This is a genomic window from Arthrobacter sp. S2(2024) (assembly GCF_036662515.1).
GTDB lineage: Bacteria > Actinomycetota > Actinomycetes > Actinomycetales > Micrococcaceae > Arthrobacter.
Genome location: NZ_JAYKZI010000010.1, coordinates 116,723 through 130,905, shown reverse-complemented (window position 1 = coordinate 130,905; position 14,183 = coordinate 116,723). Strand labels below are relative to the sequence as shown.

Below are 14,183 nucleotides of genomic sequence, written 5' to 3'. Positions count from 1 at the left end.
GATGACGTTCAGGACTCCGGCGGGCAGGCCGGCCGCCATCATCACGGCGGCGAACAGCTGCGAGGTCAGCGGTGTGAGGTTGGCGGACTTCAGCACCATGGTGCAGCCGGCTGCGACGGCCGGGGCGATCTTGCGGGTGGCCATGGCCAGCGGGAAGTTCCACGGTGTGATCAGCAGGCACGGGCCCACGGGCTTCTTGGTCACCAGCAGGCGGTCCTTGCCGTCGGGCGAGACGGAGTAGCGGCCGGAGATGCGGACCGCTTCCTCGGAGAACCAGCGCAGGAATTCGGCGCCGTAGGTGACTTCGCCGCGGGCTTCGGCCAGCGGCTTGCCCATTTCCATGGTCATCAGCAGCGCGAAGTCCTCGGCCCGTTCGGTGACGAGTTCGAAGGCACGGCGGAGGATCTCACCGCGTTCACGGGGCGGGACCTTCGCCCAGGATTCCTGTGCCGCGGCTGCGGCGTCCAGGGCCGCCTTGCCGTCTTCGGCGCCCGCGTCGGCAATGCTGAGGAGCACCTTGCCCGTGGCGGGGTCCTCGACGTCGAACGTCTTCCCGGAAGCGGCCGGACGCCACTCGCCGTCGATCAGCAGCCCAGTGGGAACAGAGGCCAGCAGTTCCTCTTCATTTCTTGCTGTATTAGTCACGTACATGCTCCTTGAGCATTTAGGAACGAGTTGGAATAGTCACTACCCGCGTTCGTTCAGCTTCAGCGTTCGGAAAAGTGTTCAGATAGGAGGCGGCTGTGAGACCCGGGAAGGCTATTCGTGAAGCCCGGCCAGGCGGCTCCCGACTCTGGCGAGCAGGGAGGTCTTGTGCGAACCCAGGCTTTCCTCCCACCGGTCGGCTACGCCGAAAAGCCGGTACATGGCATGGACCCCCAACCAACGGATGGGTTCGGGTTCCCATTTACCGGAGTCGTACCCTACCCATGGGAGTGTGGTGAGCTCTGACTTTGTCTCAGACATGAGATCAACCAGTGTCCTTGCGGCAAGATTTGTGGCCGTTACGCCGTGGCCTGCATAGCCCATGGCGGAGCTGATTCCGCTCCAGGGGTCGTAGTGAATCGAGGCGCACCAGTCGCGGGTTACACCCAAGACGCCGGACCAGGCATGGTCAGCCTCGAACGTTATCCCGGGGAAAAAGGTGCGTAGCCGGCCGAGCAGAAGTCCGACGGTTTGCGGCGGTGTTTCCCCTGCGCCGCCTACGCCCGATGCATACCGATAGGGTGCCCCCCGTCCGCCGATGGCGATCCGGCCATCGTCCGTGCGCTGAGCGTAGATGAACGTATGTGCCGCGTCGTTGAGGCATTCCAGGCCGTTCCAACCGATCTGCTGCCAGTCCGTATCGGAGAGGGGTTTGGTGACGATCATGGATGAGTTGATGGGGATAATCTTCCGTGATCCTACGATCGGTCCGGAGTATCCTTCAGTGCAAATGGCGACACGGTCCGCACTGAGTTGCCCAAGCTTGGTCTTGACCCTGCCTGGTTCCACCGTTTCCACTTTCGAATGCTCATAGACGATTACTCCCATTTTGGCTACGACGGCTGCCAGCTCGTGGACGAGTTTGGCAGGGTCTATGCGGGCTACCTGGGGATAAAAGAGAGCCCCGCAGGTTCCATCAATGTTGATACGCTCACTTGCCAGGTCGCGGCTCAGCAACTGAACCTCACCCTCATCGAGGCCGTACTGCAAGTCCGTATCTCGTCGTGATTGAAGACGGGCCCACCCGGCCATTGTGGTCGCGACCGTCAGGTTGCCGCCCTTGTGCTGGTCAGCGTCGATCTTCTCCAGTCGGCAAATGTCCAGGACCTCGTCCACTGTCTCTTGCATCGCCCGCTGAAATCGAACCGCGGACTCACGGCTGGAACCCGGGGCTGAGGCAAACTTTTTCCGGTTTCCCGGTGTCAGGGCGGAGAGCCAGCCACCGTTTCTGCCGGAGGCGCCATAACCTACGTTTTCGGCCTCCAGCACGACCACGTTAAGGCTGGAGTCGGATTTCTTTGCGTAATAGGCTGTCCAAAGGCCCGTGAGGCCGCCGCCAACGACGACCAGGTCTGCAGTCGCTAGCCCGCCACGGAATTGGGGAAATATGGGGAGGGAGTCGCCCGCCTGCGTCATCCAATGGGAAATCTGGCCATTGCGATACTGGTTCATTGCGGGTCCAATCGAAAAAATGATTCTTGATTTTGGGTATGACTGTTTAGGCTCGTCACCCTTGCTGTGATGGGGTGGAGCCTGGGGGAGCGTGTTTACTTGTTCAGTAGCTGGGCGGGGCTATGGCCCAAAGGACCGTCGCTTGTTCTCCGGCCGACTCGGCGACTCGATGAGCTTTGCTGCTGGAGTAGGGCAGGGAATCGAGGGCGCTCAGGTGAAACGTCTGGTCGCCGACTGTCGCTTCTACCTCGCCGTCTATGACTAGGAGAAGCTCTTCCGAGTCACCGTGTGAGTAGGGCTCAACTCCGGTCGATCCGTATGGTTCGAGGACGCCGAGAAAGACTTCGAGATGGTCGAAGGACTTTGGCGTGAGCCTGCTCTTGCGGGCGTTGACTCCGAACGAAAACCCGATCGTGTCCACGAAGCGGTTAACGGCCGGGCTGCCGTTGACGCTTTCCTCGAAAAGGTCACCCACATCCAAACCTAAGGCCGCTGAGAGTTTCTGCAGCGTACGCACGCTGCCAGAGTGCACGCCCCGCTCAAGTTGAGAAATAAACCCCTCCGCAAGCCCTGTTTGCGCTGCTACTTCCCGGAGCGTCATGCGCTTGGCTTTTCGCCGGCGCCGCAACCGCTGGCCCACCGACTCGTGATCGTTGTGCGGCCCGCTGTGCATGGATCCACTCAGTGGTCCGGCACCTGGTACAGCCGAATCTTGTGGTTGAGCCTCTGGCATCTGTCCTCCTGTTTCCAACCAATTTACCCGTGACTAGGGTCACGCACAATAGTTTTTAGAATATACCTCAGTTTTCTGAGGTAAATTGAACCCCCTCAGTATTCATCGACGTTGATGGCGTTGATGTCAAAGCAGTGGCCTTGCAGCCATGGCACCCCGGCCTCGGCCCGTTCCGTGACGGGATCGGCGGCCCCGCTGCAGTATCTCGCCGGGCTCACGCACGGGCACCTTCACGCAGAGCTCCTGCGCAGCAACAGCGGCGGTGCCGTCCCTCGGTCCTCCCCATGGTGCACAGCGATTCCGTTAGGCCTTAGAGCGGGCACTACGTGCCTGTGACGCCTTGAAGTTACTCAGCGAACGCTGATAATAATTCCTCGGCATCAGTGGTCTGGAAATCAGAGGTGGGCGGACTTTGAGGACGTTGCCTGATAACCTGCCGCGGATGTGCTCCTATGCCTTCCGGTCCAGTAGTTCGGCGCGTCTTCTGACCGCGGCGGTGTAGGAGTGCAGGTCCTGCGGGGAGAACGGAATGGTGTCGCCGGCGAACCTGCGCAGCGGGCCACGGATGTCATCCTTGACCCGGAGGTATGTCAGTCCGTTGTGTGGTGAGAGGCTGTACGTGCGGGTCGCGCTCAGCAGGCCGGGCAGCAAGCCTGTTTTCCAGATCATGACCTGGCCCGGCATTTGCTCCACGTGCGTCCGGAAGGTCCGGCGGCCGCCGGCGGCGGTCCTGATTCGGATCAGGGCGCCGTTGCTGACCTCGCCGTCCACCCACGTGATTCCGGATTCCCAGACCGTGAAATTCCCGGCGATCCTGTACGGACAGGCGCTCACCCAGAATTCACCTGGAGTTCGTTCTGGGACGGTCGGGCCGAAACGGTGGCAAGGTCCTGAAGATGCCCCGCCAACTCTTGGTGGATGCCAGCAATGGCGACGGCAACAATGTCAGCCGATCTAGCCCCGCGTTTCAATGGCTGCCGCTGGCGGGCGGCACCCGTGCCCCGACCGGAAATCCCTGTCAGTGACGCTGCAATAAAGCCGGTGTCCCCGGCGTTGTCCAAGGCGTCCTTGGACATGGCGGGGGAACGCTGCGACGACAGTTCCTGCGGTGGCTGGCCGGTGTGTCAGCGGGTGGAGCAACTCCGCGGGCACTCCGAACCGACCTGCCCGCCAAACGGCGGCTACCCGGACCTCTGCTGGGTGTGGTTGGCGGAAAGGCGCGCGTCGAAATCCGGGCTGTCGATGTCGCCGATGCCAGCAAGGTCCGTCACCAGCGCTTAGAAGGCGGGCCGGATTTTGTCCGCGAAACCGGATCCGGGCCGCAGCCCGAACACGGGGAAGACGGCTATCCTGACGGACACGGACATGATGGGATTCAACGCCGGCCAGGGATGTCCGGCGGGTCCGCTGGTGATGGGAGTCCCCTGGCAGCCGGCGGGGCGTCTGATCCACGCGCCCCCAAACATGGCAGTGAGTCTGGACCGGCACCTGATCTGTGCGTTCGTCGGTCCGGCTGGCTACCTGACCGAGTGGGGCCCGTAGGGCTCCCGGACGGCAGACTCCCTGGATCCCGCAGCCACAATGGGCGGACCCAGAACCGGTGACCTGGGCCGGATCGATAGGTTGCTCGAAGGGCCCGGTTCCGTCCTCCCTTGCACGGATCCAGCGCCGGGCAGTTCTGGTGGTGCCGCAGCAGCCGATGTGGAGGCGCTGCGGATTCAGTGGGCCCGCTGGAACCGCTGCCAGCCAGTGGTCGTGGGCACGGGTCTCTTCATGAAGACTCCTTTGGCGTGCGCGTGATGCTGTAACGCTTGGCGCCAATCTCTTAGACCCTGTTATATACACATGTCGATTCACCCGCAGGATTCTTGCCAAATGTCGCGGGTCATTGGTGGCTGTCTTCCGAGTACCGTGGCTACAGGCCGCTCCGGCATTGCTGGATCAACACCCCCGAAAGCGAGAGAAGAAACGTGTCAGTCAACCAAGAACTTCCCGTGCTGTCCCACTGGATTGGTGGGGAAGAAGCACCGTCCTCCGGAGACCGCACTGCTCCCGTCTTTGACCCGGCCCGCGGGATCGAGACCAAGCGGGTGGCACTCGGTAACGCCGCGGACATTGAGGCAGCCATCTCCTCTGCGCAGAAGGCGTACCCGGCCTGGCGTGATCTGTCGATCACGAAGCGCCAGCAGATCGTCTTCCGCTTCCGCGAGCTGCTGAACGAGCGCAAGGGCGAACTCGCCAACATCATCACCGCTGAGCACGGCAAGGTAGTCTCCGACGCGCTCGGTGAAATCACCCGCGGCCAAGAAGTGGTGGAACTCGCCACGGGCTTCCCGCACCTGATCAAAGGCGAGCACTCGGAGAACGTCTCCAGCGGTGTGGATGTCTACTCCACCAAGTCCCCGCTCGGCGTGGTGGGTATCATCAGCCCGTTCAACTTCCCTGCCATGGTGCCGCTGTGGTTCCTCCCGATCGCCATTGCCGCCGGCAACACGGTGGTCCTGAAGCCGAGCGAGAAGGACCCGACGGCGGCGAACTGGCTCGCTGAGCTGTTCACCGAAGCCGGCCTGCCGGACGGCGTTTTCAACGTTCTCCACGGCGACAAGGAAGCGGTGGACGGTCTCCTGGAACACCCGGACGTCAAAGCCATCTCCTTCGTTGGTTCCACCCCGATCGCGCAGTACATCTACGAGACCGCGGCGCGGAATGGCAAGCGCGTCCAGGCACTTGGCGGGGCGAAGAACCACATGCTGGTCCTGCCCGACGCCGACCTTGAGCTGACTGCCGACGCTGCCATCAACGCCGGCTTCGGTTCGGCCGGCGAACGCTGTATGGCCATCAGCGTGGTGGTCGCCGTGGAGCCGGTGGCCGACGAACTGCTCGAAAAGATTACCTCGCGGATGGCAACGCTGCGGATCGGCGACGGTCGCCGGAACTGCGACATGGGCCCGCTGGTCACCCGCGAGCACCGTGACAAGGTGGCGGCCTACATCGATGTGGCCTTGGAAGATGGCGCCAAGGTGGTCGTGGATGGCCGCGGCGTAACCGTGGACGGCGACGAAAACGGCTTCTGGCTGGGCCCGACGCTGATCGACGACGTCCCCGTCACCTCACGCGTCTACAAGGAGGAAATCTTCGGCCCGGTACTGTCCGTGGTCCGTGTCCGCAGCTACGAGGAGGGCCTGAACCTGATCAATTCCGGCGCCTATGGCAACGGTACTGCGATCTTCACCAACGACGGCGGAGCTGCCCGCCGTTTCCAGAACGAGGTGGAGGTGGGCATGGTAGGCATCAACGTGCCGATTCCCGTTCCCGTGGCCTACTACTCCTTCGGCGGGTTCAAGGACTCGATCTTCGGCAGCTCCAAGGCGTATGGCCTGCAGGGCTTCCAGTTCTTCACCCGTGAGAAGGCCATCACGTCCCGCTGGTTGGACCCCAGCCATGGCGGCATCAACCTCGGCTTCCCCCAGAACTAAGAGTTGCACCAGAGGGCTCCCGGCAGACCTGGCGGGAGCCCTCGGGTGTTCTCCCTTAGCGTTCCTCCAGGAACTGCACCGCGGCGAAGTTGTTGGCAAACCATTCGCGCACGGTCTCCAGCAGTTCAGTCTGTTCGGCGGCATCGTGCGCTATCAGCCTCTGCAGCAGCCCGCGGGCCACCGGCCCTGCCTTCTCTTCGCGCAGCAAACCCAGCATCCCGCCGTCGGACAGTTCAGGGAATGCGACGACGGCACGACCCAGCCCCGCGGCACGGCACAGCGCCCGCGTGGCTTCCTCGAGGGCATCCGCCAGGCCACTCATGCGAGCGCGACTTCCCATCCGGGGACACCGAAAGGTCCCAAAGCACGCACCGCGTCCTCGGAGAACCAGCGCGGGAACTCCGCTCCATACGTGACTTCACCGCGGGCCTCGGCTAGCCGGTTTGCCCATTCCAGGGTCATCAGCAGCGCGAAGTCCTCCGCACGCTCCGTCACCGGCTCAAAAGCGCGCCGCAGGAATCTCACCGCGTTGGCGCGGCGGCACGTTCGCCAAGATTCCTGAGCCGCCACCGCAGCATCCCAGGCCGCAGCACCATCTTCAGCACCGGCGTCGGCGACGCTGGCCAGCACCTCCCCGGTGGCGGGATCCTCGACGTCGAACGTTTTCCCGGTGAGGGCAGTACGCCAATGACCGTTGATCAACAGGCGCGTGGGAACAGAAGCCAGAAGGCTGCTTTCGCGCACAGCGGCCAGTAGTGCTGGTGTGGACATTCGGGTCTTCGGATTCATGTGGGACTGGGCTTCAGATGAGGATGGTCAAGGGATTTTCGATGCGGGCCTTGAAGGCCTGCATCCACTGGGCAGCGACGGCCCCATCGATGACCCTGTGGTCAGCCGAAAGAGTGCAGGTCATCACGGTGGCCACCGCCAGGGAACCATCGACGACGACGGCGCGTGGTTCAGCTGCCCCCACCGCGAGGATGGCTGACTGCGGCGGGTTGAGGATGGCGGAAAATTGCCGGGTGCCAAACATGCCCAAGTTGGTGACGGAGAAACTTCCACCGGTGAGTTCCTCTTGGCGGATCTTCCCGGCCTTTGCACGTTCCACGAAATCCCCGATCGCTGCGCTGACTGCGCTGAGCGTCTGGCTGTCAACGGACCGGACTACCGGCGTCAGCAGCCCGCCGTCAACGGCAATTGCCACGGAAATATCGGCAGCGGTGTGCTGGAGCTGGGCTTCGTCGCTCCACGTGCAGTTGGCTCCCGGGGTGTCCAGCAGCGCGAGCCCGACGGCTTTGACGATGAGGTCGTTGACCGTAATCCGCCGGGTTGCGGATTCGTTGACCTGCTTACGGAGGGTAAGGAGTGCGTCCACCCGGACATCTGCTGTGAGGTAAAAGTGCGGAACGGTAGTTTTGGACTCAGTGAGGCGGCGGGAGATGGCCCTTCGCATCTTGGTGTGGGGAACGGCAATGACTCTGGTCGGGACATCCTGGGCCTTTGCCTGAACAGGGTCGGCTGCCGTAGGCTGGACCGGGACCATTTGTGCCGTCCAATCCCGGGAGCTGTCCGCGCGGCCCGCGATGACTTGCTGAACATCGCGCCGAACGATTCTTCCCCCGGGGCCCGATCCGGGTATAACTGCAACGTCCACGTGGTTCTCCCTCGCCAGCCGGCGGGCGAGGGGGGAACTGAACCGGCGTTCGGCCTGTCGAGGTACCTCCGCCACCAGCACGGGGTTAGCACCAACGCTGTCCTCGGGCGCGGCGGCCGGTGTCTGAGTTCCAGCGTCCCGAAGGAATGTGACTACTTCCTCGTCCGTTTCACCAGAGGTCCTGATGACTAGAATCGGTGCGCCGACTTCGACGCTTGCTCCTTCCTCCACCAGCAGCCGGGCAACGACGCCGTGATGTTCGGCCGGTATTTCGACAGTCGCTTTCTCGGTTTCCACTTCGGCGATGGCATCTCCAACTTCAACGGTTTCACCTTCCTTCTTCAGCCAGCTGGACAGCGTGGCCTCAAGGGCGTTGGCCATGACTTCAGGCATGTTCATTAGTGCGGGCATTCATGTCTCCCAAAAGTCTGTTGGACGCTGACCTAGAGGCCTTGGTCATTTTTGATGGTCAGCAGCTTTGCGCCCACTTCAGAAACACCGGCATAGGATGCGCGCTCCAGGACCTTGGAGATGCTGGGCGAAGCTTCACCGCCGGTAACGCGTTGAATGGGGTAGTCCAAGTGGTCAAAGTATCGGCGCTGGATCTCGTCACTGAGCCATCCGCCGTAGGAAGTGCCCTGGGCACCCTGTTCGACAATGAGGACATTGTTCGTCTTCATGATGCTTGCTCCAATGGCCTCCCAATCAATGCTGGCGCGGTCCAGCCAGCGCAGATCCACCACCTCGGCGTCGATTTCCGTCTCCCTCACCGCCACCAGCGTGGGGCGGACCATCGCGCCGTAGGTCAAGACGGTCAGTGAGTCTCCGCGGCGGCGGATGGCTGCCTTTCCGAACGCGATCTGGTAATCGAAGTCGTCCACTGGCAGTTGGCCGGTGGTGGTGTAGAGGTCAACGTGCTCCAGCACCACCACGGGATCCTTGAGCGCCAGGGCAGCGTTCATCAGGCCCACGTAATCGAACGGAGTGGATGGGGCTACGATCCGCCAGCCCGCCGAGGTGGCAAAGACGCCCGCAGGATCCATGGAGTGCTGCGATCCATACCCTGTACCCATGGCGATCTTGGACCGCAGGACCAGCGGCACCTCGCCGGTTCCACCGAACATGTGCCGCGCCCTTGCAATCTGGTTGAAGATCTGGTCGCCGGCCACCCACATGAAGTCGGCATACATGAACTCGACCACTGGCTTGAATCTGCCATCCATGGCCATTCCGCCCGCAAGCCCTGCGAACGCGTTTTCGCTGATGGGTGTTCCAAGGACGCGGTCCGGATGGGCGTCCACGAGGCCTCGCGTGGCACCGTTTGTTCCACCCTTGAGCCGATGGACGTCCTCACCCATGACCACGATGGATGGATCGGCGGCCATGCGTGCCTGCACCACTTCAGCGACAGCGTCGACGAATTTCCCTTCCCGAAGGCCTCCCTTAAAAGTTAATTCTTCCTCGGTCCTGGCCCCTTCCAGCTCAGACAGGTCCCCCCGGATACCGACATCGACGAATGAAGGGTCCGGCCACAGTTCGGGGCGGATGCGCCGTTTGCCGGCCTTGCTCTGAGGATCGGTTTCAGTCAGTTCGGACACGGCGAGGTTGCAGGCCGCGCTGACCTGCTCCTGCATCTGCAGGAATGCCACGTCATCGAGGTGTCCCAGCTTCTTCAGCTCGGTTGCCATACGCTGGATTGGGTCCCGGTCCCGCCAAGACTTTTCCTCCTCCTTGCTGCGGTAGCCGAAAGCACTGCCCGGGAAGGGACCGTTCTGATGGAAGTACCGGTACACCTCAGCTTCGATTACTGCGGGTCCCCCGCCTGAACGCATATGTTCGGTAGCTTGCTCCATGGCAAGGTGAACGGCCAGGGGGTCCATTCCGTCGACGCGCCAGGACCGGATACCGAAACCGGGGCCGCGTCCGGAGAGCCGCCCCTCACCGGTCACCTCCGAGACATGCGTTGAAACGGCATAAAGATTGTTCTCCACGAAGAAGCACAAGGGCAATTTCCACGCAGCAGCCAGGTTCATCGTTTCCAGCACTGAACCAATGTTGATGGCCCCATCGCCGAAGTAGGAGACAGTGAGATCCATGCCGGAGGCCGACGCCGTGGAGTGCTTCTGGGCCCAGGCATTGCCGGCTGCCAGCGGTACCCCGCCGCCCACAATGGCGTTGGTTCCCAGGGCGCCTGCGTCCAGCCACTGCAGGTGCATGGATCCGCCCCTGCCATGACTGAAGCCTTGGTCGAGCCCAAGAATTTCCGCAAGAGTACGCTGCAGGAATGCCTGGACCTCGGCCCCGACGGCGGCTTCCGGTTCCATCCGGCCGTTCATAGCTGCCGAGAGATGCGCCAAGCCCTTTGCCAAGAACTGGTGGTGGCCCCGGTGGGAACCGTTGACGCCGTCTCCCGACCTGAGGTTCACGATGGAACCCACAGCTCCGCCTTCCTGCCCGATGCTCGAATGCGCCGGCCCATGGACCAAGCCCTCAGAAGCGAGTTCCAGGACGGCCTCTTCGAAGGAACGAATGATCTGCATTTGGACGAGCATGGTCTTGAGCAGCGCCGGATCGGCTTCCTGCCAGTCTTGCTCGGTTGTCGTGAGTTGGATCCATTCGACATCTGGGGCCAGTTGGATGTGGCGGGTCATGGCTGCTCCGGAGGGGTTGGCCGCTGAGATTGCGGCAATTTATGGGCTTAAGAGCCAACAATACAAGCCATAATGTATCCAATACAAGACATCAAGGGCCTCTTTCTGTGGAATTTGCCACCTCAGGACCCTACTTTGGATCCATTGGCTGACAAATACTGTTACCGAGGTGCGCCACTGCCAATCGGGCCTCCAGTACCGCACGGACACCGAGCGTGGCGAGCACACCCGCGCAGCCTGCGACGAAAAGCCACGTCATAACCCACGATCCCGACCACCCCGTAGCACTGGCTTCGCCGAGCACAAGGCATTCAGCACCCAGTGGAGCCAGCCGAAAGGCCTGTACGGCTCCATCTTCTGCACCTTGGGCTGGACAGCCCGGAATTGCCGCCACGTACGCAAATGCGGCGGCCAAGCAGGCCAGTGAAATTAAGCCCAATCCCCAGCAGCAGACGGCCAGGGGGTGGATCCTGCCGCTTTCCACAAGGGCTGGGACGGGTGGCCCGCCATGCCCCCCGCCGGGTATGGGACTCTCTTCATGGCGCCACTGTGGCTCCTGCATGACGGCTCCTTGTGGCGCAGCGCGGCCGCCCTGACGGCCCGATATTGAATCCAATATTGCAGAATATTGGCCAATATGGAAGGAAAAAATGTTCACCGCATGCATAATGGATTCATTCACACACAAGGAGGCAGTCTTGCAGCGTGGAATACCCGGAGCGCAGGGCATCGACCACATCGGCTTCACGGTGCCGGACCTGGACGAAGCGGAGAAGTTCCTGACCGAGGTCTTGGGCGCAACACTCATCTATACCTTGGGCGCCAAGTGCTCAGAGGATGATTGGATGAACGTCCACATCGGCGTGCATCCGCGCACCAAGATCCGCGAAATTCGTTTCTACAGGCTTGGCAACGGTTCCAATTTGGAAGTCTTCCAGTACGAGGCCGCCGAACCGCAGGCACGCCAACCCCGCAACAGCGACATTGGTGGCCACCACCTGGCCATCTACGTTGACGACATGGATGAGGCATTGGCCTACCTTCAGTCCTGCGGGCTTGAAGTGATGGGGGAACCCACAGCAAGCAGGCAATCCGCCGAAGGCCAACGGTGGGTATATTTCCGGAGCCCATGGGGAATGCAGTTCGAACTGGTGAGCTTCCCAGGCGGCAAGGCGTACGAACGGGACGCCAGCCTGCACCTGTGGCACCCCGGCCACCCGGGAGAATAGCGGGTATGACAATCGAATCCACGACCCATGGCAAAGCGGGCGCCCGTGTGGCCGCAGCCATGCGCGAGGCAATCCTGGCCGGTACCTACAAACCCGGCAGCCGGATCCGGCAGGAAGACGTGGCCGAACGGTACGGTGCCAGCCGCGTGCCTGCCAGGGAAGCACTCCGGATGCTTGAGGCAGAAGGCCTGGTGAAGGTCGTGGCCAATACGGGCGCCTGGGTCACCAGCCTCAACCTCGTGGAGTGCGAGGAGATCTACCAGGTGCGTGAGCGGCTTGAACCGCTCCTGCTCCGGTACAACGTCCCGCTCCTCACTGAGCTCCAGATCGAGGCATTGGACGGCCTGGCGCATGAGATGGAAACTGCTGGTGACGTGGAGACGTTCCTGCGCCTTGACCGGGACTTCCACCTTTCCTGTTACACCGACGCCCAGACGATCATGCTGACGGACACGGTATTGCGGCTGTGGAACCGGACGCAGCCTTACAGGTGGGCCTACACTTCTGTTTTCCGTTCCGAGGGTGATCGGAGCGCTCACCACGAGCACCATTTGCTCGTGGCCGCACTGCGTCGCCGCGATGCCGATGAGGCGGAACGCGTCCTCGCCTCGCACATCAGGCGCACCCGCCTTGAGCTGGCCCGGCATCCGGAAATCTTCGAAGACCCCGCTACTGCGCCGCCAGGCCTGGAGGACAACGACTGACTCAGCCGTGTTCCTTCCCTGATGCCGGGGAAAGATCGATCGTTTCTGCGAGGTAGAGTGCAGCCCAAAGAATCCCTTGCCGCTCCTTGACTCTGTGCCCCAACAACTCCTCTGCGCGCCTAATACGGTACTTGATCGTGTTGTTCGCGACGCTCAGCTCTGCTGCGGCACCCGCGGGACTGCAGTTGTGTTCAAGATAGACGCGAACTGTCTCACGCAGGGCCGCCTCCTTGGAGCCGGCGAGGGCACCCAACTCGTCCCGGGCAAAGCTGGCCGCCTTCGCGGGATCTGCGGTCAGCAGCACCGCAAACCGGGCATCCTTGAAAAAAACGGGTTCACTCCATGGCTTGCCGGCTGGCGCAAGCAGGGATACGTTGGCCGCGCTGACCGCTTCTTCATGGCTGCCGCGGAACCCCTCCAAACCGGTTGCTGGACGCCCCACGGCAACGAGGGTGTGCGGGACGCCCTTGATAGCGGCCATGTTGACTGCTTTAGGCTCGAGAAAGGCACCCCAGGCCCACACCTCATGGTTGCCGGCCGGGAGCACAAGCTGCGCCGTGGCGCCCATGCGCGCCAACAACATCGCTGCTGCCCGATCAAGCCCTTCAACGGTTGCGTCGTCACGGCCTTCGCGACGCAGGACCAGACCTACGTGGGTGCGGTTGGCGAGCTCGTACCGAAGTTTTGCACGGTCCGGACCCAGCGCCTCTCCCCGCAGCAGTGCGCGGACCAGTTCGGCACGCGAACCATCCACGCTTGCCAGCCACGCCTGCTCCTCAGCTGCATAGGCAGCACTGCTCGCCAGAGCAAACGTGCTGACGTGGTCAACAAGGAAGTGGGAGAGCTCAGCAAGTTCCTTTGACTGCATCTCGGCAGGTACAAGGCGCCGGAACTCTTCCACCAGCACGTCACTGAAACGCGCGTGGGAGACCCGCTGCACTTCGAGGATCTTGGCCAGCGGCACCCGCTGCCTGACGGCACGGGCCGTCTGCAAAACCATTTCCAACGGAACAGTGGTGGGAACGGGAACGCCCTGATCAAGGGCCAGCAGGGCCTCCATGACCACCGCTTCAGCAGGGGGACGCAACTCCTGTGTAGCTTCCTCCCGCCTGGTTGCGGGCGTCGCCGGGTCGACGCCCAACTGCGCCAGTTCCAGCGATATTTCTACGGCCCACAAGGCCGCGTCCAGGCCGATACGGCCCACGGTCCTGTTCCAGGTGGCCGGCAGGCAGGCAGGCTTCAGGCGATCTGCAGACCCCGCAGGATGGAGATCCCGCACCCAGGATCTAGCTCTTGACATCTGTCCTTCCCCCGCATCCTTGCGGGTTCCCGAACCATTCGGGACTAATGCGAGCACTATACGCGCCCGCTGGGCAAAGCTCATAGCACGCCTGGCGCGGAATTTGCCAGGCCTGAATGAGCCAACTTCGCCTCTTTTTTTGAAGCGCTAACAGGTGTTGGTGGTTTTGGCGGGTAGGGGGCAGGCGGTGAAGCCGGGGGAGGGGGTAGCGTCATTGCGCCCAGGACAACATGGATGAGGATGGACTGCTTCTCCACGTTGGGGGTGTACGACCACGGC

13 protein-coding genes are annotated in these 14,183 nt (G+C 62.3%); 3 read left to right on the top strand and 10 right to left on the bottom strand.

The features are described from left to right. The 5 genes from VLA65_RS17310 to VLA65_RS17290 all read right to left on the bottom strand — a co-directional run. Positions 1 to 645: aldehyde dehydrogenase family protein (locus tag VLA65_RS17310; protein WP_332603232.1), on the bottom strand; the 645-nt coding region annotated here is incomplete at its 3' end. 114 nt (positions 646 to 759) lie between these two features. Further along, positions 760 to 2,157: an NAD(P)/FAD-dependent oxidoreductase gene (locus VLA65_RS17305; protein ID WP_332603231.1), complete on the bottom strand. Its 1,398-nt coding sequence runs from the start codon at positions 2,155 to 2,157 to the stop codon at positions 760 to 762. 103 nt (positions 2,158 to 2,260) lie between these two features. After that, positions 2,261 to 2,830, bottom strand: a complete 570-nt coding sequence (locus VLA65_RS17300) for a helix-turn-helix domain-containing protein (RefSeq protein WP_332603230.1) — start codon at positions 2,828 to 2,830, stop codon at positions 2,261 to 2,263. Between the two features lie 155 nt (positions 2,831 to 2,985). Further along, on the bottom strand, positions 2,986 to 3,108 hold the full coding sequence (locus VLA65_RS17295) for a hypothetical protein (protein WP_332603229.1): 123 nt from the start codon (positions 3,106 to 3,108) through the stop codon (positions 2,986 to 2,988). A 232-nt stretch (positions 3,109 to 3,340) separates the two neighbouring features. Then, a complete protein-coding gene (locus tag VLA65_RS17290) occupies positions 3,341 to 3,724 on the bottom strand; it encodes a hypothetical protein (RefSeq protein WP_332603228.1) in 384 nt (127 codons plus the stop codon). 1,136 nt (positions 3,725 to 4,860) lie between these two features. On the opposite strand from VLA65_RS17290, the gene VLA65_RS17285 reads away from it, so the two are divergent. Continuing rightward, entirely contained in the window at positions 4,861 to 6,366 is a 1,506-nt protein-coding gene (locus tag VLA65_RS17285; protein WP_332603227.1) for a CoA-acylating methylmalonate-semialdehyde dehydrogenase, read from the top strand. Between the two features lie 55 nt (positions 6,367 to 6,421). Here the strand turns inward: VLA65_RS17285 and VLA65_RS17280 are convergent, their stop codons facing one another. Genes VLA65_RS17280 through VLA65_RS17265 form a run of 4 tightly spaced genes read right to left on the bottom strand, consistent with a single transcriptional unit; the run spans position 6,422 to position 10,671 of the window. Beyond that, positions 6,422 to 6,688 (bottom strand): hypothetical protein, encoded by a 267-nt coding sequence (locus VLA65_RS17280; protein WP_332603226.1) that lies wholly within the window; start codon positions 6,686 to 6,688, stop codon positions 6,422 to 6,424. Continuing rightward, positions 6,685 to 7,137: an aldehyde dehydrogenase family protein gene (locus VLA65_RS17275; protein ID WP_442880320.1), complete on the bottom strand. Its 453-nt coding sequence runs from the start codon at positions 7,135 to 7,137 to the stop codon at positions 6,685 to 6,687. The genes VLA65_RS17280 and VLA65_RS17275 overlap by 4 nt, the downstream gene beginning before the upstream one ends. 31 nt (positions 7,138 to 7,168) lie before the next feature. After that, positions 7,169 to 8,431 carry a dihydrolipoamide acetyltransferase family protein gene (locus VLA65_RS17270; protein ID WP_332603225.1) on the bottom strand — a complete coding sequence of 421 codons (1,263 nt, stop codon included), beginning with the start codon at positions 8,429 to 8,431 and terminating at the stop codon, positions 7,169 to 7,171. Positions 8,432 to 8,463: 32 nt separating this feature from the next. Continuing rightward, entirely contained in the window at positions 8,464 to 10,671 is a 2,208-nt protein-coding gene (locus VLA65_RS17265; RefSeq protein ID WP_332603224.1) for an alpha-ketoacid dehydrogenase subunit alpha/beta, read from the bottom strand. A gap of 698 nt (positions 10,672 to 11,369) precedes the next feature. Here VLA65_RS17265 and VLA65_RS17260 point away from each other — a divergent pair. Then, entirely contained in the window at positions 11,370 to 11,900 is a 531-nt protein-coding gene (locus tag VLA65_RS17260; RefSeq protein WP_332603223.1) for a VOC family protein, read from the top strand. Between the two features lie 5 nt (positions 11,901 to 11,905). Then, positions 11,906 to 12,604, top strand: coding sequence for a GntR family transcriptional regulator (locus tag VLA65_RS17255; protein ID WP_332603222.1), 699 nt, complete (start codon positions 11,906 to 11,908; stop codon positions 12,602 to 12,604). Position 12,605: 1 nt separating this feature from the next. Here VLA65_RS17255 and VLA65_RS17250 read toward each other — a convergent pair whose 3' ends face one another. Continuing rightward, the gene (locus VLA65_RS17250) at positions 12,606 to 13,904 is read right to left on the bottom strand and encodes a PucR family transcriptional regulator (protein WP_332603221.1); all 1,299 of its coding nucleotides are present in this window, start codon (positions 13,902 to 13,904) and stop codon (positions 12,606 to 12,608) included. Between the last annotated feature and the right edge of the window lie 279 nt (positions 13,905 to 14,183).